Below are 19,764 nucleotides of genomic sequence, written 5' to 3'. Positions count from 1 at the left end.
TGCATAGCCATTCCATCCTTGGTCCACAATCTGGTTGAGAGTAACTTATTCACCTCATTTTGATCCAAGGTATAGAGGTGCTTCTTAGTTACCTTACTGTATAGACGAGTTACCTTCGTTCCATTTTGAGAAGGGGCATACCAAGCAATACCTTCTTGTTTCCAACCATGNCTTGGTAAGACCTGNTACTCATTTTGATCTGTAGTAAAGAGGTGTTCTTTGAGAATAGGATTGTACAGGCGATACACTACCTGGACACCAAGTTCAGAACTTTCAGGAACAGCATCATTTGCCCGGGCCATTTGATGCATGGACAATAGCTGAGCAACCAACAATCCACATATAAGTTTTTTCAGTCTCATCAGTTACCTCCTATTCCTCTAGTCATTTTTAACAAAAGCCGACTCTTCAGGTTCCGTACTTACTACATAACCATATTTTGCAGAATCAGATTTTTTAGCAGTAAAACTTAAACGAATACTTCTAGCTTTACCACCTTCTTTAACTGATAGAACGTAAATTGCTTTATATTCTTTAGTTTCTAAATCATAGGTCAGTTGTTCAAGAATAACTGACTGCAAAGTTCCTTCTTTTGGAACAGTATATTTCGCATCTCCATCAGAAAGAAATCCCTCGAGATTTTCTTTCTTGCCAGAATAATAATTTGGCAAGAAATAGCGACTGAACACATCAATCTGATGTTCTTCATTAACAACGTTCTGAGTATTTTTCAATTCCTGATAGAGATAAGTAACTTGCTTATTTTGCTTAGTGAGTTGCGTATATGCAATAACAGATGAAATGATTCCTCCAACAGCTAAAGTTGCTAGAAGCCCAATTAACAAATAAATCTTCTTCAGAGATTTCTGATCAGCTACTTTTACTCCTGCTTGTGGAATAACACTAACATTATGGTTAGGTACTTGTTGCTGTTGAGGAAAGACATTCAAAACTTTCTCTCCTTCTTCTGGGAAAAGAGGCAACGCTGATTCCTGAATACCTAGACTTGCTTTATAAGCTGGATAAACTTGATTGACGAAATACTCCCGTTTTTCTTGGTAGGTATACGATTGGAAGTCTTGACTTGTCATAATAGATTGAATTAGCGGTATGAGTAAGTTCTGATACCTACTATCTATAATGAAAGGGCTGGCAAAGACTTCCCCTTCAGATACAGCCTCTTTTCCCTCCAGATGACATATAGCTACTTTTTTCAACTGGACGTGCCCATAAGCCTCTTGTAAGGCTTGAAACAGTAGTTCTGCCTGATGAAAGGTCACATAAGGTAACGACTCTTCAATCGTGTGCTGGAAGTCCATATAAAGTTGATCTAGTCCCTCAATAATACCAAGCAACTCACTATCATCATCTGGAGATTTACCATCTTCCCAAGTTACCTCAAGAAAGAGATCATCCGTGACCAAGCATTTATTGCTTTTCTTAAAAGGGATAAATGCCATAGTAACCACCTTAACCTTTCACAAAGTTAAAGCCCCATTCAACAATACTTGGACCAGCAGAAACCGCAATAATGGATACTGCGATGGCTACCCAGTGTTTTTTGATTGCAGCTTTAACTTCACGACCGCCAAAACCGTAGATTAAACCAGTAACAACAACGGCTAATCCTAAAGTGACAATGCCGATACCCTGAACCTTAGTAATCCCTTGTTGAGCCAAGGCATCCGTTTTGGCGAAAGGATCATCCGCATAGACTGTATTAGTCAAAAGTCCTGAAAGAAAGAGTGATAGGCTAAGCAAGTATCTTTTGCTTTTGGTCCTCACTGTATTGATATAATTTGTCAACTTGTTCTCCATAGAAAACCTCCTTTATTTTATTGACATTATTAGTGTAAGGGATAATCAAAATTCCTGCGTTAAGGGAAAAAATTTCAGAGAAAAATTTTTTCAGCTGAAAAGAGAACTCACTTTTTTCTCTCTTTCCTCCTCAATATCTAATTGAATTTGTCTCAAATCTTTTCGGTGATGACTGTCTGGAGCCTCACCCTCGACCCATAGATGGATAGTATAGGTCTGCTTTCTCTTATCCAAGGCCAGGCTCTTAGCTGAAATGGGAGCTAGTACTTTGCGTTTGATCAAACGCTCCAAAGGACGTGCCCCATTTTTCACATCTGTTCCCACATCAGATAAATATTGAATTAGACTGGGTTCATAGGAAAGTCTCAGGTTTTGACGTTGCATCCGATCAGCTATTTCTGATAGATTTTTCTCAGCTATTTCTTCAATAACATCACGCTCTAAAAGGTTGAAGATCAATTTATTTTCAATTCGGTTTAAAAATTCTGGTCTAAACTCATTTTGTAACTCACTGTCCATTGATTTTTCAAATTGTTGGCGATCACGGTCAGTCAAATCTTTAAAATTTCCCTTCAGCTCCCATTTATTGATAATCTTTTTGGCTCCAATATTGGTTGTCATAATAACAATGGTATTTTTGAAACTAATCAAACGACCTGAGCTATCTGTTAAGCGACCATCATCTAACACTTGTAAGAATAAGTCCATAACCTCACTATGAGCCTTTTCAACTTCATCTAGTAACAAAACAGAATAGGGTTTACGTTTCACCCCTTCAGTTAGCTGTCCTTTTGTTTTAGTCTCACGATTACCAATCAGTTTAGCCACATCTTCCTTCTGTTTGTACTCAGACATATCAAAGCGAATCATGGCATTTTCATTATCAAATAGTGCTTCCGCTATAGCCTTGGCCAACTCTGTCTTTCCAACACCCGTTGGACCAAGAAAGAGAAATGAAGAGATTGGCTTATTTTCATCTTGTAAACCTGCTTGAGCAATTGTCACAGCATCCACAATCGCATCAACGGCTTCTTCTTGCCCTTTTACTCGATTCATCAGTTTTTCCTTGAAACCCTCTAAACGTTCTCGGTCACCTTTTAATATTGTAGTGACAGGAATACCAGTTTTATCCTTCAAGACCTGGGCAATATCCTCTTCTGTAATACTGACTTTTCCTTCAGCTGAAGCAATAGTTGCTCCTTCATCTATCAAATCAAAGGCCTTGTCTGGTAAGAATCGATCTGTAAGATAACGAACAGATAGACGAACAGCCTGCTGAACTGCATCGGTAGAAATCTGGATTCCATGAAAGGATTCGTAAATGACTTTAGCCTGCTCTATGATGGTAATTGCTTGTAGAATAGTCGGCTCTTCTATCATAACTGGCTGCATTCGACGTTCTAAGGCTCTATCCGTTTCAATATAATCATGAAACTCATCTAAGGTAGTTGCACCAATCAGCTGAATATCGCCACGTGCCAGGACGGGCTTAATCACATTTCCTGCATCAAGGGCTTGTCCATCCTGGCTACCAGCACCAACTACGGTGTGAAATTCATCAACAAAGAGAAGATTATGGCCACGTGTAGCAACCATCTCCTCAATGATTTTTTTAAACTTAGTAATGAATCCACCATCTTCTTCACTCATCAAACTAGAAAGCTCCAGAGAGCGAACCGTTAACCCTTTTAAAGGTTCAGGAACTTGACCACGCATAATAGCAAGCGTTAGACCTTCCACAATAGCTGTTTTCCCAACGCCAGCTTCTCCTACCAAGACAGGATTATTTTTAGTTCGTCTGAGAAGAGAGATAATGACCGCTTGTACTTCCTTGTCACGGCCATAAACTTGGTAATCATATGATTTTTTAGCAACCTTAGCTGACAAATTATCAGTGTACTTATCAAGATAGGGGGTCTTCAATTCATCATCCACTTCAATCACTCCTTTCCTTTGCAGCAGCAATCTGATTCGCCAGCTTTTCTTTTATGGCATCGACGAACTCACGTGGGTTAATCTCTCCCTCACCGATTTGAGAAAGGAACAACTCCCAGCCTCCTGTTGTTTCAGGACTGGCAAATTCGTTATCATAAAGATAATGAATCAAGAGATAGGCTTTATTTGTTGGAAATAGTTGGCCTGTCTTTTTGTCTTTAGTCACGTAGCCTCTATCCTGGATTGTTTTTAACATAGCTGCTCTGGTTGCCTGCGTACCTAATCCATACTTTGGTAAAATTTCACTAATCAATTGACTCTCGGTAATTCTCTTAGGCGGTTTAGTCACTCCTTCAATAATGATTGCTTTGGTTTCAATCTGATCTCCTACACGATAATCAGGTAACTCTACATCTCCTTTCAGCTTTTGTTGACTATAAGCGGTCCACCCCAAGTCAATCATTTGTCGTCCAGTCGTTTTGAAAACTAATTCTTGATTTTCCACTTCAACTGTTGTCGTTAAATAACGACAATCTGCCGCAAACATCAGAAGAGTTCTGCGAACAACTGCTTCATAGATTAACCGCTCATCTGGCTTCAAAGTCACTAGGTTAGGAATGTTTTCAGTTGGTATAAGAGCATAGTGACTTGTTTTGGCCACTTTTTCTGGATTGACATAATTTTCCCTAGGATCTAAATTCACTGCCTCAAAAGAGCAATTAACAACCTCTTGATAGCTCTTCAAATAGTTTTTCAAGTAGTCAAACTCATCTTCCGTGATAAAGCGAGTATCGGTTCTAGGATAAGACAAGTATTTTTTTAGATAGAGACTTTCGATTACATTTTCTGTTTTAGCTGGTTCAAACCCCCACTGTTTAGCCGCCATCCCCTGAATATCCGATAAATTAAATAATGAGGGTGCTGCCTCCTGATTTTCTTCTGTTTCAACTGAAGAGATTGTGGAGACTGATTGAAGCTGGCTTGAAGTAGATAAGACAATATCACTATCAGAATATTTCTCTTTATTTGAAAAAGTAATACCTAAATCTTTATCCTCTAAACGAAGCTTCCAATAAGTTTCTGGTCTGAAGTTCTGAATAGCCAAGTCATTCTCACAGATTAAACGTACTCCAGGAGTTTGAACACGGCCAACGGATAAACTATTGCCTTTTCCTTTAGGAAGTCTCCCTTTATTTTGTAATTCCAAGGTGACTAGAGGTGATAAGTTCATGCCGACCAACCAATCTGATTGTGCACGTGCTTCAGCTTCCAAATAGTAGTTATAAGTCTCTAGCGGTTCTCTTAGATTTTGAAAAGCTTTTTGTAGTGCTCTTGTTGTCAATGAATTGACCCATAAGCGTTTGGTGACCTTTTTCTTTCCTTCTGGAATATGAGATAAGATCGAATAAGCTATACGTTCTCCTTCTCGATCTGAATCCGTCCCTATAATGACTTGTTTAGCTGATGTTACTTCCTGATAAATCTGCCTGAAAATTTCTTTAGAAGTTTTGTCTTGTTTCAAGGTCTGCTTAAAAGAAACATCAACTAGAGGTAAGTTATTCAAATCCCAATTATCTTCTGGCAAGCCGTATTCAAACAAATGACCTTCAGCAGCTATAATGTGAACTTCATCTGAAAAATAAGGGGTTTGTTTAACAATGTGTACTTTACCTTTTTTACTAGCCGAACCAAGGCTTTCCGCATAAGCAGCAGCCTGATTTTCTTTTTCAGCTAGAATAACTGTTACCATATAACCTCTCTCCTTTTTATTTTGATAGTTCTAGTGTAAGAGATAATCAAAATTCTTGCGTTAAGGGAATTAGTTAAATCAACGTTGAAAAAGTTATATAACTTTTTATGTTATTTCTTGCACAACAAAAAGCAGTCTCATTCGAGACTACCTTCTGGTTTAACGGCTTGGCCCTTTGGTTGGGGGCTTAGGAAAATTTGGCCCTTGTCCTCGGCTTTTTCCTAATTGATAGGGCTGAGTGTGGTTTTCAATTTGTTTCATCATGTTAGAAACTGTTTTGTGAACTCGTTTCAAGGAATCCGCTAACTGCTTATCGTCTAATGATTTGAGATTATCTGTCCAACTCGCCATATAATCAATTGCTTTTTCAGAGGTATCTAGTCCAAAATGTTTAGACAAAATATGACTCGTCATCTCAGCTTCCAATTCTTTTTGTCCTTTCGGTAGTTCCTTATACTGGTCTACCAGTTTTGGATTATGAAGTGTTGCATGAGCCAGTTCATGGATCGTGGTAGCAATTTTTTCTCCAGGAGTATTATCTGGATTGATAAGAATGAGTTGTTCTCCAGGATAAAAGGCTCCTTTTGCATTTCCTAAAACATGGGCTTCGTCTTTCATCATTTTGACACCAAGACTTTCCGCATAATCACACAAACCTTCCAGCACCTCTTTGGTCTTAACTTTATCCATGTTAAAGTTGTAATGGCGGTTTGGCATGGCTTTTGGATAGCTTTCTGGTTTCAGCGTTGTTTGGGACAACTCAAAGACCTTGTAGGTGGTGAAACGTGGATAACCTGTTTTAGGATCTCTTTCTTGAAATTGACGAACAGGAAGTTTACCATCTTTCACCAGGGCTTTCTCTTGTGGAGTTGCTTCAGAAAGTTTTTTGAATTTTGGATTACCTTTATCATTTTTAAGCTGTTGTCCATTTTCATCAAGAACTGGAATCATCTTGACCATCAATGGTCGAAACAGTGTGATTTGAGACTTTTCTCCTGTTTTGACAGACAATCCTTGGTGTACCACTTCTTTGGTTTCACCAGTTCTTTTATTTGTGTAGATTGCCTTTGTCTGGATGACATCTTCTGGCTTAACTCCTAGAGCCTCTCCCATCGCTTGCCATTGGTCATAGGTTGCGACTGCATTCGCCCCACGCCATTGTTCATGAATGAGGGCGACATTACGAGGGGATAACTGCGGGAATTTACTCATGAAATCCATATATTCCAGCAAGTCTTCAGGTGACTGGGTGTATTCACGAATTTTTTGGAAGGCGTATTCACTGATTTCATAGGCAGAGGCATTGGTATAATCAAATGGTTCATCAGGTATCACAGTATAATCCTGTTCTCCTTCTTTGACTTGATTTTTAGTTGATTCTTCAGCCATAATCTCTTCAATTCTTTGGTCCAAACCAGCCTTCATTTCTTGATTAGGAGACTGAAAACTTTCTCTATGGCTACTCGCTTCATCTTGAAGAACCTCTTGTGTCTTCAAGCTCTGCTCATTGGCTTCAGTAGCAATCTCCAGATTCACTTCCTGGTTTTCCAGCTGAGAAAGAATCTTTTCATCGATGGCTGCTAACTCAGGTTGTCCTTCTAAACGACGATATCCTAACCCCAACAAGCGTGAGATAGGTTCCGTTTCATCACCAATATCATAGCGGATATTATCTTTGATTAGTATGCCTCCAGGAGCATACACGTCAAATTTAACTTTAGTAAACGGTACATAATCTGCTTGATTTCCTGTTGCCAAACTTTCTTGATGACGGTCGTAGAAGGCTCTATTCTGCTTGTAAAGCTCTTCAGCAAATGTTTGATACTCTACAAGCTCTGTTTCCTTAAATGGAAGCTGAGGACCGTCTGGCCATGTCTCAGCCCATTGAAGGCGTACATGGTAGTTTTCATTATAAATACGATCCTGATTCCATTCTCGATAGAAATTAGAGTCTTTATCAATCAATCCCATCTGATCAGCAGTACTAACTACTACGCCAAAGTTGCCTTCATGTTTATCTGAAAGTTCATAATAGCGTTCCCAAGCTACTTTAGACTCTTCAGGTACCTGTGTTCCAATTTTTCTAGGATCTCCTACATTGTATGTAGCATCTAATACTTGAGTGAAAAGTTCAGTTGATATTTCATCATTGTTAACAATTTCTTGAGTCGGTGCAAGAGCTTCTTCGTATTGTTTATTCTCCAAAATGGATAACATTTCTTGACCACCATCTTTAACATACTCTTCATTGATTGACAGTTGGTCAAGTTGCCCTTTTCGTTCACGATAAACTCCCAAAATAATGTTTTCTTCAGCTGATTGAGCTAACTGATTTTTTAATCCTGTACGTAGCTTCATTAAACTAGCAGGGAAAGTGGTATTATCAACAGTCCTAAGTGCCAAAATAATATCCTCATCTCCAGACTTAATAGCTTTATCCAAATCTAAATAATGAAGTTTTGGAACTTGAGACAGATCTCCAAAATAGAAAGAATCCGATTCTACAATCGCTGGCAATTCAGGCAAGACTTTTAACTTATCAAATGCTGCACCTTTATTGGCTAAGAGAATTGTGTCAAAAGCGCCATTACCATTAGCAAAATCTTCCAATGTTTGCTCTGCTGACTGACCTTCCTTATATGGAAATACGCCTGTTAAGTGCTGAAATTTATCTTTATCAAATGACACTTGAAGTGTTTGTATAGAAGCATTTTCTTGATAAAAGTAGTATATTTTACTATCTGCTAATTCATTCAGATACCAGTTAGCAGCTTGTTGTAGCGTACCAGCATAACGATTCAATTTAACTAAATCCTTATTACTAACAGCATGATAATGACGCTTATTAATTGACTTCCCATCCTCATTTATGCTAAAATGTAGTAAAGGCTGAGGCTGAGTTTGGCTTGGTGACAAGTCATTCAAAGGTTGCGATACGTTCGCTTCAGGTAGAGGTGCTGCCTCCTGATTTTCAGGAAAATCCCCGATTGTACCCTCAGCATTTTTTTGTTGTCTGAAAATACTATCCGTCTCTTGATTCATTTCAAGGGACTTTTCTTTTGCTTCTGAAACAGCAACCTCCTCTTGAATGGGTTCTACTATCTGATAAGATTGTGATTCAATACGAGACATCAACATTTCTACGTCAGATCGACTGAGAACAACTTCACCTTCTTGTTCCATCAGATAATGATAAAAAGCATTGGGAGTTGTCACAAAGCCATAAGTATAATCCTTGATACCTGCTTCATTCAAGGGGTATTCAAGCATTCGTTCTATAGACTGCGACAGATTATCGAATGTTCTATTGCCATAATAAGCTCCGAACTGTTCAGCTGAGAGACTTTCAAGTTGTTTATTTGTTGAATATGAAGCAATAGCGAGTTCTCCAATAAATCGGGTTGAAATATCTACTCCTAGCGTGCGTTGGTGCGGTTTCAAAGCTTGGTATAGGGACTCTTGTTCCACCGTGCCTTTGTTTTTATACAGATCAACGGTCTTATCATCGATAGAAGATAAAATTGGTCGAAATGGCCCTAAAACCTCTAGTCGCTTATCAGTCATGTATTTAAGTGGATGGCTATTCCCTAGATTGCCGAAGACATCAGACAAGTAAACATCTGTATCAAAACTAATAGATAAATCCCCATTTTTAATACGATTTTCTAATCGCTTAACAAACTCCTCATTTTCTTTCTTGACATTATCATAAGTTTTTAGCTGAGAAGTTACTGGGGCAATTATAGAATTTTGGCCAAGTTGATTTAAAAAACTAATTTCCGAAGATTGTTCAACTGTTACTGAAGTTTCAGCTGAAAACTGAGGCCGTGGGTATTGTTCCCATTCTGAAGCTATATCAGGAAGATTCTTCAACTGCTCATAGCCCTCTGTTGCAATCATCAACTCACCTGCTCCTAAAGCCTCTTCCAATTTGGCTTGAGCTATATCAGAGGTATAGTAACCTGAATAGACTTTTTCTAAACCTCCATCTGTCTGTTGCCAACCATAAAGATGATAACCTTTAGTTTTTAAATCAGTACCTTCTTTTAAGGTATCATTCCAATCCTGCTTAAGTTGCAACTCATTAGTGATGACTGGAATATCAACAATAACAGGACTCCCTTTCTTCTGCAAGCTACTAATAAAGTTACGCCCACCAATATCATTATCTACTGCAAGAGTAATCCAATCTGCGTGTTTTCCATCCGAAAAGAAATTATTATCAATCGCTGTCTGTAATCCTTCAGCTAATTCATCGTGGTTCCAACGTAAGGGCCGACCAGATAATTCTGATTGCAGTTGCGCCAAATGGCGACCAATAACACCTTCCTTCAATCCATCCATGGAGATTAAGCGTACATCTTGAAGGTTATCTTTATACAACTCATAGTAAGACATCAGATCAATAGCACTCTCTGCAAAAATAAGACGGTTAGGCTGACCAATATCTACGTGCATACCCGTAATACCATCTGAATTTCTGACAATATTTTTAGCATAGCCACGTTCAGGCCACTTCTCCCAATTTTCTTCAATCCCTTGTAGAGTTGCCCCAACAATCTCTCCTGAGAAATCAAATGACTTAAAAACAACTACTGGCTCAATACTGCTATTAACTTTAGCGTTAGTTTGGGCAAGGACTCCCTTTTCTAAGAAAAAATCAATCGTTTCATCAGAGAGGCCACGTTGCTCTTTTAGATAGTTTCTAGCCGCTTCAAATGGTTGTTCGTAAGGTTTCAGAGAGTAGTTAAAAGATTCCTGCACTCGCTCTGCTACTGCAAATTCCTTGAAAGTCCCATCATTGAGATAGTCAATCGCCTGATTAAAGTTGATCTCTTTCATAGTTTGAACCAAAGCAATAACATCGCCACCTTGATGACGTGAAAACCAGTTCCACATGTTCTTATCAGGTGAAATCACCATCGAGTCGTGCTCTTTCCAGCGATAATCTCTCCCCGAGCGAACAAGTTCCATATGGAGTTCATTGGCGACATCTAAAATATCCCGAGACCTAGCGTGCTCTACTCTCTCACGGCGACTCTTTCCACGTGACGATGGCTGGTTAGTGTGTTCTTCTACCATAAAAATTCCTTTCATTCATTAAAAACACTCATAATTTGGTTGATAAGGTGTTGCTTCAGAAACTCTAAACATTTCTTTTGGTAGTTGAACCAGTTCTCCCACCGAAAGACTCTCAAACTGCTCTGGATTATCCTGATAGCTAAGTTCCAACTCCAAATCACCATTTTTTCCTTGTCCTGCAAAAAGAATATTCTTCTGACTGTCGTCCATGGCTTTAACCAACCAATCTGCTTCAAAATCAAATTCTTCCTCTGAGACACTTGGGAAATGTAACATTATCTTCACCTCCTTCCTGTACCTACAGTTACTTCTAGTGTAAGAGATAATCAAAATTCTTGCGTTAAGGGGATAAATCAAAGGAGTTTTTCAGCAAAAAAAGCCATTGATAGCTTATCAATGACTAGTTAGCGTTGTGCTTGTCTACGTTCCTCCTGTTCCTCCCGTTCATCACTACGTGCCCGTTCCATTAGTGCTCTTTTGCTTGCCTGTTGCGAACGGGTGAGGGAAGCTGTCAATTGTCGCATGAAGTCTGTATTGATTCTACTGCTTCCTTGTGACTGCTGAAATTGAGTCTTTTTAATGACTCTACGCTCTTGTAATTGCTTCGAAACAGCTTGAGTAATCTGATTTTGAGTATCTTCAGTCGGTTGTAGTTTGGCATACAAACGTTTCAACTCTACAAATCCCTGGGCATTGGCCAATTTCATCTCTTTAATAGCCGATTCATCTGATAGCTGGTCCATCTGTTGGTTTCGATTATTAATCTGATATTTCAGCTGAAAAATAGAGACTTTTGTTTGGAGTTCCTCAATATAAGCTTGTTTGGTGGTTGTGGAACCCCTCAGCAAACTGAGAATAGTATCGTCTTGTATTTGACTGACCAGGCCTATCTCTGTCCGTAGTTGTCTAATAGGTATCTGTATAGAACCAGCAGTTGCTTTATTGATAGGCAGATCAACACTATCTTCAAACTGACTCTTTAAGCGTTGCTTCAATAGCTGATCATCTTCTGAGAGCTTGTAGTTAGGGGTTAATTGTAACTCTATAGCTTGGAGCTCCTGAACTATTGATTGTTTCTTAAAATCCACAAACGGTTGATCAGAAACCAGTGGTTGAATCTGTTCTAACAGTTTTTGACGGACCTGCAATTCCTTCTGATTAGCTTCTAACATACTGAGTTTCAACGCATAGCGGAAAATCCCTAATTCCCGACGTTCTTTTTCTGTTAAATCAGTTTTAGATTTAGCAGCATCCACCAATTCTGTTAACTCACTTGAAGATAATAAGGATAAGTCCTTTAGAGTCAAGGTCTTTGTCTGGATATTTTCTTTCAGCTGACTGACATCATACACATAGTCTATTACAAACTCTGGTTGGCCAATTCCTGTGCCGTGCTTGTCATAGGTTTCATAAACAGGCTTTACAATTTCAATAGGTTTAACTCCGTCTTTCACAGAATAGCCTAATTTTTGCCAAGCATTTAAACTTTTTACCACGTTTGCTTCAGGAATCTGATCTAAGATTTTTCTCTGATTCAAACTAGAAAAGCTTTCCAAATTTTTTTCCAGCTGAATGTCTTGAATCTGAGGAGAGGCCTCCCTGAAGGATTTTAAGATAGTGTTGGCCAAACGTTCCCTTAAATCCATCACACGACGGGCCAGATGATGTTCCAAATCATACCCATTTGATTCAGCTAAGGTCCGAATTGTTTTGCCATCAACCTTTCGGATTTTTTCATAGACCTGATTTTTTTCAGCTGAATAAACACCTTGGTAAGTTTCTAGAAACTCCCTGGTCTCCTGTAAAAATTCTTGGTAGGCAGTGTGTCCTTCATTCTGTAAGTAAGAATCTAGGTAACGGTCAAGAAAGAACTTACTCACCGCAAAATCTCTAGCATTAGATCCATAACGCCACTTCTTGTTTAGCGGCAAGTGATTATAGGCCTGTTCCAAAAAATTTTTTTCAGCTGAAGAGGTGATTTTGTCCTCCTGGTAAACTGAAGCCATTAAGTCAGTTTTTAAGTTAGCAAGAACCTGTTCTTTTCTGATAAGGTTTGATCGTGTTTCTTCTTTCAGAAGTCCATGATAGATACCACTCTTAAAACGGTTGATTGTTTTCTGGGAAAAATTTCCTTTGTACTCCATACGTCCACGAGGCCGATAGAAAATTTTGTCACGATTAGATTCAACCTCAGACAGCCCAAAATGAATATGAATGTTATCTGTATTCAGATGGATATTCCCCCACCAAAAAGCAGAATCAGAAAGCCCCTCTTTTTGGATAAGTGTTGGCATCATGTCACGCATAACTGCCTTAATTGCCTTTTGATCAACTTGACCAGTAGCCACATCATACAGACCTTGTTCCGCTAGAAAAGCATTATCAAATGAAATAACACCCTGCCATAGTAGAGAGCCATTCTGATAGGCTGTTTCCAGTTGATTTTTTAACTCTGTTAACCGCTGCTTTTGAAGGTAGTCTGCTTCTTGAGTAAAAACCGCTGTTAATTCTTCAGACTGTTCTTCTGTAGCATAGGAGCGATTCATATAATCAATGTATTCTCTAAAATTCAACTGTGTTTCAGGGACAGCTTCTTGAATACGACTCATCTCTACTTCAGTTAGTCCTTCCACCATTTGGCGGTAGGTTTCTAGAGATAATTCTTCATCCATTTTAACGGCTTCATCTCGGTTTGTGTAATCCACATATTGGCTATTGGCTTCCGTGTATTGAAGCATAAAGGTAATATTCGGGCTAGAAGATAGACTCATCTTTCCTCCTCTCTCTTAATCAAAATAAACCATCTCTTCGTAATTGAGCATAGTCCTTTAACAAGGGCTGTAATTCTTCAGGTTCAACTTGAAAAGCATTTAACCACGGACCTGACTGGGAAATATGTAGTTCTTTTTGAGCCTCAATAAATTGCATAGGAACTAATAAGACAATAGGATCTTGCAATTCTAAGCCAAATTCTTTTTCTAAGAAAGCCACAATAAAATCTTGATCTCCTTTAGTCCGAATCTGCCAATGTTGAGAATTCCCATTTTTCTTTTTGTGCAAGGAACTATACTTTACATCAATCATTAGTCCATCAAACCAAAAATCATAAACGGGATTATTTTTCTTGAAATACTTATTAGCATCAGTTGCTTCTGGAACATACTTTTGGAAAAGCTCTTCGGCCATTCCACCAAGTTTTGCCGTTCGAGATCCATACTGAATTTTATCTTGAATTTTCAGACAACCACTCTGAATCAGTTTTAAGTGGGCGATATGAGTTGGTAGTCCAGACCGTTTCACGGTCTCATGAAAATCTCCTGTTTCTAAATAGATATCAACAATATCTGCCATTTATCTAACCTCAATGAGAGTGTTTCATCGTTTGTCCTCGACTAACATCCTCTTTAATAATATCTTCAATACGTGCGATCAGTTCATTTTGTTTTGGATCAAAATGAGAGTGAATAGATTCCAAGTCTTGAATATCAAAACGACTTCCCTTTGTCCCTACATGAAAATTGGTTAATTCCAAATAGAGCATTTGATCTAGCTGATGACGAATGGACTTCAAGAGTTTCTGTTCATCTGAAGCAGCCAAATTTTTTTCCAGCCGAGACAGTCTTTCGGAAAACGGTTGTCTATCTCTTGTTTCTAAAAAGAGTTTATAAAAAACATCAATCAACTTCACAACGGTTGCCGTATGATTTTGACCTTGGCGATTCAAACCTCCTTCAAGCGTTGATAAATATGTTTTAATTTCAGAAAATTTTTGTAGGGTTTCTTCGTTAAAATAAATATTAATTCTAGTCGTCATTGTTTCTCCTTTACTGTAATTTTTTTGAAGTTCCCGTCAAATAATTAATATCATATCCTGGTTGACTATTAAAAATATAGATATCAAACGATACAGCATCATCTTCTACACTCTGGGCTTCCATACGGATCCCACGAACAACTAATTCTACATTTTTAAAAATTGGTGTCACACGATAACGGACATGATGTCCTGTTTCCTTGATATAGGTAGCGACCATATTTTCGTAATAAACCATAGATGATTTTTCATCATCAAAATTTGCATTAAGGGCACGTGTTCCTGTAAAGAGATTTTTCACATTGGCATTCTCACCACTTAACTGAAAACCAATCAAATGAGAGCGATTATACAAATAATCTTCTTTTCCATTGAACATGATTTTTTTATTTTTCCAGCCAGTCGGTTTGACTGATGAAATATCTTCACGTTCATTTGTTGGCATCAAGTCTTGACCCAACATCGCTTCCGCAACTCCAATACGATTCAAAAAATCAAGGTTACTATATCTTTCCCATGAGCCATTTTTCAAACTCAATTCATCTGTCGTAAATCGTGCCTTATCATTAACCACTATGACTTGATGTTGACCATCAAATACTTTTGATTTCAGTTCTTTGTTTTGAATCTGATGAGCGTTACCCAAGTCATCATTTTTTTCTTCAGGTGAATCGGATATATTCAATTGACTAGCTAAATCATTTTGAGTAAAGACACTTTTTACAAATTGAAAATTTTGTGGTTGAACTAGAAAAATGGCAATGAAGCAAAGGCTGACTAATAAGAATTTATTTTTCTTCATGAATGCCCTCCTGCTCCTCTCTCCGCAGCAAGTGCATCCACATCATCTATAAATCGTAACCAGTCAATCGTTAATTCTTCTACAATATCCTGCTTGGCACTATAGGCCAGTAACTTGATTTCATTTTTGAGTAACTGTTCCAAAATCTTAGCTTGTTGCTCTTTAATATCTGCCAGAGTCTCCGCAAACTTATTCTCGTATAAATCCAAGCCATCATTTTCGACAATTCGTTGGAGTTGAGATAGCATAAATTCATTAAATGATGGATAGTGATATTTTTCTGATATCATATGTAGCTGTTCCCATGTTTTTTCTGGAATAAATCTAATTTTAATTTCTTTAGTCACTGCTTTCTACCTCCCCTTCGTATTCTAACCAGCGTGAAATGTGATCAGCGTATAGAGCCATTTTCGTTTCAAAATCTGCTAAAAGGTCAGTTTGTTTTTGAGTTAATAACAAAACATGATCCGATGTCAATTTCATATTTTCCAAATGAGCAAGGTAGTTCGATTCAACCAAATTAAATTGTTCTTTTTCAATTTTTTCACGACATACATTAAGTAAAAATTGATTAAATGATTTAGCTTTAGTCTTCTTCGCAAGAGCTTTTAGGTAATCCACTTCTTGAGAAGATAGCCCACGAATTTCAATCCTTGTTTGATGGCTTTTTACCATGTTAGCTACCTTTTCTTTCTAAAAAATACAGTGCCCTTCTTTTTTCTTTTGACGAGGCAAAAGCTAAAAGAAGCAAAAAAGAAAACCTCAACCTCGCAACGTCACGAACCAATCTGGTTCTACTTTTGCGGTTTTTTCAACACACAACGACACACAGTTGCGGCTAATGCCTTTTGGGGTGTCTTGTGTGAGAAAAAGAGCATAAGGGAAACTGTCCCCACGTACCGTGTGGAGTTGATAGTATCAACGTTTCCCGTACCGGTAATTTTCTCGGCTACGCCTACATAAAACACACACTATTTGTGTGGTGTTTAGTGTCACATACCACACAAAACACACGTCAATGGTGTTAAATAGTGCTACTTAACACGCTATAGCACACTACCCTAACACACTAAACGACACAACTTTTTTTAGCATTTATTCACCTGAAGAGGATGGGTTTTTAACTATTTTAAACTCCTTCTTCACCTTCTTTTTTAGCAGCTGTACGTCTTGCCTTTTCCTCTTCTTTCAGAATCATCAGTTCGGTTTTTAAATCATCTAGGATGGTTTCATAAGACTGTTTTTTATCCTTTTTCAATTGGATCTGAACGTAAATTTTACCAATTTTTTTTTGAAGATTTTCTTCCACAAGCTTCCGTTCATTTTCTAAAGAAGCAACTTTTTTCTTTGCTTCCTCTAGTTCCAAATCAATTTTAGTAAGATCTTTTTTTGCCATTTAATAGCCTCCTTCATTTTGATAATTTTAGTATAAGGGATAACAAAAATTCTTGCGTTAAGGGGAAAAATGATAACCAAAAGAAAACTCCCTGACCAAAAAGTAATCAAGCGATCAACCATAGTTTTTCATGAGAAATTTTCTCCTAGTTATTTCATTTCTACAGTTTCAATTGGGTTTGAAAACTCAAAAGTACCATCCTTGACAGCTGTTTCTTTTTTAATCAAGCTATCAATTTTAGCTTGGACCTTTTCAATATTTCGAGTAGCTGTTTCAATAGATCTATTCTTAGTTTCAATGTTACTCTCAATAGTCGCAATATCCTTTTGGTTGGATTCTAAATCATCACCTGATAAGTATTCAGCTTCTTTTAGTAGTCCATTTTTCCGAGATTCATCATCCTCAATAGAGGTTTTCAGCTGCTCTATTGAGTTATTCAATTTCTCAATCTGCCCTTCCTGAAAAGCCTTCTCTTCTATGATTTCTGATAAAGCAAATTCTTCACGAGACACACTTTTAATTATCTCTTTTTTCAGTTTTTGAGTTGTCACATAAAATTGAACAACGTTATCATCGTCATCTTCTTCTTGATTAACAGGTTTCTCCTGCTCATCCGAAGGACTAGAAACATCAATATCAATATCACTTGTAGCAACTGTCAGATTCGTAATATCAATCGCATAAGCACCAAAATGTTCAGGAACATTGCGGATAATCACAGAAATTTTATTGTCCACAATTGGCACAATTTCCATTGTTGTGTCTACTGTTTTATTCTGTGCATACAAATTCCATTTGAGCCGTTTGGTATCAATACCACGATCAACTGGAGAGGTGGAATCCTTCGTTTCAAACTGTAAAACAATAATGCCTGTTTTAGCAGAATAGATTTGACTAGACAATCTAATTTCCCCTGTTCCATTCTCAAACGTTCGCTTTGTTTTGAGCTGTTCGTCAGTATAGGTTTGTCTTTGTGGAGAATAAATAGCTCCCAATAATAAGCTTATCCAAGCTGTAAATAATACTGAAAAAATAACTAGCTTTCGCTTAATCACGTTGTCTTGAAACCATCTATTAGTTGCGGTAAATGGTTTAGCAATTGGACTGAGTTTTACGGTTTCAATAAATTTTTTTAGTCTTTCTATCACATTTTTCTCCTTTTCCATATTTCTTGAATCCATGCTTTACCCTCGGTATAAAGAAAGTCTGAACCACAGGATAGCCAAATAGCAAATAAAACAGCCATCCATCGAAAGGAAAAAAATGGACGACAAAGATAATAAAAGAAAGCTATTCTTGCTAAAAAGAAACTGACCCAAATGATTAATTTTAACAAGGTTCCCAGTGCTTGCTTAAACTGTTGCTTGATAGTTGTTCTCTTTATATCTTTTAATGTTACTTCTGCTTGTTGGATTTGAGTATCTAGTGCGTTTATCTCCTTAATCAAAGTATCACGATGGTGCTTTAATTCTTCTAGTGTTTGCATTCTACTTCCTCACATAAGCCTTAAATATAATCCATTTTCTCTGGTGCCAACTCCAGCGTTAGCCACAAAGCTTCACTTTCTGAAATATGAGTCAAATGGCCTCCAGAGTCGTTAAAACGTAGTAGTGAAAAAGTTCCGTCAGGATGTTTGCCTAAAACAACCATCTCTTCAGTAGTCTTGGTGCGCCACAATTCAGTATCAAATTGAAAGGCTGTTTCTGCCCATTTACTAAGCTTAGTTTTTCGTGTCATGTAAAGCCTCCTTAATCCTCTCTTCATCAGTGATAATCTTGCCCTTTTTATCCTTAGCAGCATACAAATAAAGCTTCAATTCACCCTCTCTTATCGTGATCAATGTCGCTGCTTTTTCAACCTGGTATTTCTTCACAAGATCTTGGCCCTCTTCTGTTCCCACATCGATATAAAACGTCGGATAAGGACTCTTTTCAGATGACTCAATAACAGCTTTCTTTCCTTTCTCGCAGTAAGGACAGCCTGTTTTATAAAAAACTAAATTAACATTCTGATTGACCACCGCATCAACGTAAACTTGTTCAGTAAGGTGTTTATCATAGTCTTTGGCAACATACTCAGTCCAAAGTGTGTGTAGGCCAACAATTGTTAGGAATAATAAACTTACTGCTACTATTGTTCCTAAAATCATTTTAATCCACTCAGTTCTATCAGTCATTGTCCTTCACCTCCCTGCATAAACTCGAACAAATCTCCTTGAACATAGTTCACTTTAGCTAAACGTTTAATTTCTGTTTTTAAACCTTCAAAGACCGTCATCATAGTATTGAATCGTAATGGGTCGAAATGTTCATATACTCCAACTAATGGCAGCATCGGAAAATGGTCCTTCTTCTCACTTTTAAGAAATTCCAGGACCTGCTTTTCCTCCTCGATGACACCATCAACTCTTATCAATGCAGGTATACTGGTAATAGCCTCTCCATTCTGATAAAAGGTCAGGGCGACATCTCCAGCTTTTATCGTCCTAAACTCTGGAAAATCCTCTGTTATCTTAAAATAATATGCCAGTGGTTCTTGTCCTAAACCTATCAAATAGTATCCACGTATGATTTTTATATTCTCTGTCATTTTCATTTCTCCTCTCTAGACAGCTCTACATAGTCTAAATGGAGCCCTATAGTAAGCTGGGTAATGAATAATCTTTTTCGTCCTTGTCTCTGGAATAGGTTGATGAAAATTTTCTTGTAGATATTGATAAGCTAACCCAAGAGTTTCAAAAATTAAGATTTGACCGTTTTCTGTACAAAGATAATCACCCTCTTCAAAGCTAAAAATAATATATTTCATATTTTTTTCTCTCTTTCTAATAATCTAAATATGGCTAGATACTCAACTATTCCAAGTATCCTAGATATAATGTAATGGCAGTTTGATTATTTTATCCATTTCAATTTTTATCCCACATCCTCTTCAAATAATTGTCCTTGTAGTCCATGTTTCAAGCCCTCCTGTGCTCGTTGAATAGTCTCTTTGATGATTTGCCCTGGGAGCTCCAGAAAGCTCGCTAGAGAGGCAAAATAAGCTTCTTTGGCCTCTTTGCTTTTCTCTATGATCGATAAGAGGACTGTTCTTACTGAAGCAAGAACGATACCTCCACCACGGCCTTTTTTCATCTGGAGAAAGATTTTGTGTTTATCTGCCAATCG

19 protein-coding genes and 2 pseudogenes are annotated in these 19,764 nt (G+C 37.8%); all 21 read right to left on the bottom strand.

From position 1 onward, the window contains the following. Nucleotides 1-302: pseudogene (locus A3I9_RS13710) on the bottom strand (hypothetical protein); the annotation flags it as partial. Nucleotides 303-380: 78 nt separating this feature from the next. Next, the gene (locus A3I9_RS0104835; protein ID WP_018377916.1) at nucleotides 381-1,460 is read right to left on the bottom strand and encodes a hypothetical protein; all 1,080 of its coding nucleotides are present in this window, start codon (nucleotides 1,458-1,460) and stop codon (nucleotides 381-383) included. A gap of 10 nt (nucleotides 1,461-1,470) precedes the next feature. Next, a complete protein-coding gene (locus A3I9_RS0104830; RefSeq protein ID WP_018377915.1) occupies nucleotides 1,471-1,818 on the bottom strand; it encodes a TrbC/VirB2 family protein in 348 nt (115 codons plus the stop codon). 90 nt (nucleotides 1,819-1,908) lie between these two features. Beyond that, a complete protein-coding gene (locus tag A3I9_RS0104825) occupies nucleotides 1,909-3,753 on the bottom strand; it encodes an AAA family ATPase (RefSeq protein ID WP_026217333.1) in 1,845 nt (614 codons plus the stop codon). Nucleotide 3,754: 1 nt separating this feature from the next. Then, nucleotides 3,755-5,503: a type IA DNA topoisomerase gene (locus A3I9_RS0104820; protein ID WP_018377913.1), complete on the bottom strand. Its 1,749-nt coding sequence runs from the start codon at nucleotides 5,501-5,503 to the stop codon at nucleotides 3,755-3,757. Nucleotides 5,504-5,662: 159 nt separating this feature from the next. Then, on the bottom strand, nucleotides 5,663-10,585 hold the full coding sequence (locus A3I9_RS0104815; protein WP_018377912.1) for a PBECR4 domain-containing protein: 4,923 nt from the start codon (nucleotides 10,583-10,585) through the stop codon (nucleotides 5,663-5,665). 18 nt (nucleotides 10,586-10,603) lie between these two features. Beyond that, the gene (locus tag A3I9_RS0104810; RefSeq protein WP_018377911.1) at nucleotides 10,604-10,861 is read right to left on the bottom strand and encodes a hypothetical protein; all 258 of its coding nucleotides are present in this window, start codon (nucleotides 10,859-10,861) and stop codon (nucleotides 10,604-10,606) included. A gap of 128 nt (nucleotides 10,862-10,989) precedes the next feature. Continuing rightward, nucleotides 10,990-13,356 carry a MobP2 family relaxase gene (mobP2, locus tag A3I9_RS0104805; RefSeq protein ID WP_018377910.1) on the bottom strand — a complete coding sequence of 789 codons (2,367 nt, stop codon included), beginning with the start codon at nucleotides 13,354-13,356 and terminating at the stop codon, nucleotides 10,990-10,992. 19 nt (nucleotides 13,357-13,375) lie between these two features. Beyond that, nucleotides 13,376-13,936, bottom strand: coding sequence for a hypothetical protein (locus A3I9_RS0104800; RefSeq protein WP_018377909.1), 561 nt, complete (start codon nucleotides 13,934-13,936; stop codon nucleotides 13,376-13,378). A gap of 10 nt (nucleotides 13,937-13,946) precedes the next feature. Beyond that, complete coding sequence (locus tag A3I9_RS0104795; protein WP_018377908.1) at nucleotides 13,947-14,399, bottom strand: hypothetical protein; 453 nt, start codon at nucleotides 14,397-14,399, stop codon at nucleotides 13,947-13,949. 10 nt (nucleotides 14,400-14,409) lie between these two features. Then, nucleotides 14,410-15,201: a DNA/RNA non-specific endonuclease gene (locus A3I9_RS0104790; RefSeq protein ID WP_018377907.1), complete on the bottom strand. Its 792-nt coding sequence runs from the start codon at nucleotides 15,199-15,201 to the stop codon at nucleotides 14,410-14,412. Further along, a complete protein-coding gene (locus A3I9_RS0104785; protein WP_018377906.1) occupies nucleotides 15,198-15,548 on the bottom strand; it encodes a hypothetical protein in 351 nt (116 codons plus the stop codon). Before A3I9_RS0104785 ends, A3I9_RS0104790 begins: the two co-directional genes overlap by 4 nt. Further along, nucleotides 15,541-15,876 (bottom strand): hypothetical protein, encoded by a 336-nt coding sequence (locus tag A3I9_RS0104780; RefSeq protein WP_018377905.1) that lies wholly within the window; start codon nucleotides 15,874-15,876, stop codon nucleotides 15,541-15,543. Before A3I9_RS0104780 ends, A3I9_RS0104785 begins: the two co-directional genes overlap by 8 nt. A 454-nt stretch (nucleotides 15,877-16,330) precedes the next feature. Further along, a complete protein-coding gene (locus A3I9_RS0104775; RefSeq protein WP_018377904.1) occupies nucleotides 16,331-16,597 on the bottom strand; it encodes a hypothetical protein in 267 nt (88 codons plus the stop codon). A 149-nt stretch (nucleotides 16,598-16,746) separates the two neighbouring features. Further along, nucleotides 16,747-17,745 (bottom strand): coiled-coil domain-containing protein, encoded by a 999-nt coding sequence (locus A3I9_RS0104770; protein WP_018377903.1) that lies wholly within the window; start codon nucleotides 17,743-17,745, stop codon nucleotides 16,747-16,749. Further along, nucleotides 17,742-18,083: a hypothetical protein gene (locus tag A3I9_RS0104765; protein WP_018377902.1), complete on the bottom strand. Its 342-nt coding sequence runs from the start codon at nucleotides 18,081-18,083 to the stop codon at nucleotides 17,742-17,744. Before A3I9_RS0104765 ends, A3I9_RS0104770 begins: the two co-directional genes overlap by 4 nt. 20 nt (nucleotides 18,084-18,103) lie before the next feature. Beyond that, on the bottom strand, nucleotides 18,104-18,334 hold the full coding sequence (locus tag A3I9_RS12470) for a hypothetical protein (RefSeq protein WP_018377901.1): 231 nt from the start codon (nucleotides 18,332-18,334) through the stop codon (nucleotides 18,104-18,106). Then, nucleotides 18,318-18,773: a thioredoxin family protein gene (locus A3I9_RS0104755; protein ID WP_018377900.1), complete on the bottom strand. Its 456-nt coding sequence runs from the start codon at nucleotides 18,771-18,773 to the stop codon at nucleotides 18,318-18,320. Before A3I9_RS0104755 ends, A3I9_RS12470 begins: the two co-directional genes overlap by 17 nt. Then, nucleotides 18,770-19,186, bottom strand: coding sequence for a hypothetical protein (locus A3I9_RS0104750; RefSeq protein WP_018377899.1), 417 nt, complete (start codon nucleotides 19,184-19,186; stop codon nucleotides 18,770-18,772). Before A3I9_RS0104750 ends, A3I9_RS0104755 begins: the two co-directional genes overlap by 4 nt. Before the next feature lie 15 nt (nucleotides 19,187-19,201). Continuing rightward, the gene (locus tag A3I9_RS0104745; protein ID WP_018377898.1) at nucleotides 19,202-19,405 is read right to left on the bottom strand and encodes a hypothetical protein; all 204 of its coding nucleotides are present in this window, start codon (nucleotides 19,403-19,405) and stop codon (nucleotides 19,202-19,204) included. 107 nt (nucleotides 19,406-19,512) lie between these two features. Continuing rightward, a pseudogene (locus A3I9_RS13505) lies at nucleotides 19,513-19,764 on the bottom strand (primase C-terminal domain-containing protein); the annotation flags it as partial.

The sequence above is a fragment of the Streptococcus ovis DSM 16829 genome (assembly GCF_000380125.1).
Taxonomy (GTDB): domain Bacteria; phylum Bacillota; class Bacilli; order Lactobacillales; family Streptococcaceae; genus Streptococcus; species Streptococcus ovis.
This window is presented reverse-complemented; position numbering and strand designations above follow the sequence as displayed.

Coding starts and splice junctions, on each gene's coding strand:
- A3I9_RS0104835 (WP_018377916.1), bottom strand. CDS start 1,460: ATGGCATTTATCCCTTTTAAGAAAAGCAATAAATGCTTGGTCACGGAT.
- A3I9_RS0104830 (WP_018377915.1), bottom strand. CDS start 1,818: ATGGAGAACAAGTTGACAAATTATATCAATACAGTGAGGACCAAAAGC.
- A3I9_RS0104820 (WP_018377913.1), bottom strand. CDS start 5,503: ATGGTAACAGTTATTCTAGCTGAAAAAGAAAATCAGGCTGCTGCTTAT.
- A3I9_RS0104815 (WP_018377912.1), bottom strand. CDS start 10,585: ATGGTAGAAGAACACACTAACCAGCCATCGTCACGTGGAAAGAGTCGC.
- A3I9_RS0104810 (WP_018377911.1), bottom strand. CDS start 10,861: ATGTTACATTTCCCAAGTGTCTCAGAGGAAGAATTTGATTTTGAAGCA.
- mobP2 (WP_018377910.1), bottom strand. CDS start 13,356: ATGAGTCTATCTTCTAGCCCGAATATTACCTTTATGCTTCAATACACG.
- A3I9_RS0104800 (WP_018377909.1), bottom strand. CDS start 13,936: ATGGCAGATATTGTTGATATCTATTTAGAAACAGGAGATTTTCATGAG.
- A3I9_RS0104795 (WP_018377908.1), bottom strand. CDS start 14,399: ATGACGACTAGAATTAATATTTATTTTAACGAAGAAACCCTACAAAAA.
- A3I9_RS0104790 (WP_018377907.1), bottom strand. CDS start 15,201: ATGAAGAAAAATAAATTCTTATTAGTCAGCCTTTGCTTCATTGCCATT.
- A3I9_RS0104780 (WP_018377905.1), bottom strand. CDS start 15,876: ATGGTAAAAAGCCATCAAACAAGGATTGAAATTCGTGGGCTATCTTCT.
- A3I9_RS0104775 (WP_018377904.1), bottom strand. CDS start 16,597: ATGGCAAAAAAAGATCTTACTAAAATTGATTTGGAACTAGAGGAAGCA.
- A3I9_RS0104765 (WP_018377902.1), bottom strand. CDS start 18,083: ATGCAAACACTAGAAGAATTAAAGCACCATCGTGATACTTTGATTAAG.
- A3I9_RS12470 (WP_018377901.1), bottom strand. CDS start 18,334: ATGACACGAAAAACTAAGCTTAGTAAATGGGCAGAAACAGCCTTTCAA.
- A3I9_RS0104755 (WP_018377900.1), bottom strand. CDS start 18,773: ATGACTGATAGAACTGAGTGGATTAAAATGATTTTAGGAACAATAGTA.
- A3I9_RS0104750 (WP_018377899.1), bottom strand. CDS start 19,186: ATGACAGAGAATATAAAAATCATACGTGGATACTATTTGATAGGTTTA.
- A3I9_RS0104745 (WP_018377898.1), bottom strand. CDS start 19,405: ATGAAATATATTATTTTTAGCTTTGAAGAGGGTGATTATCTTTGTACA.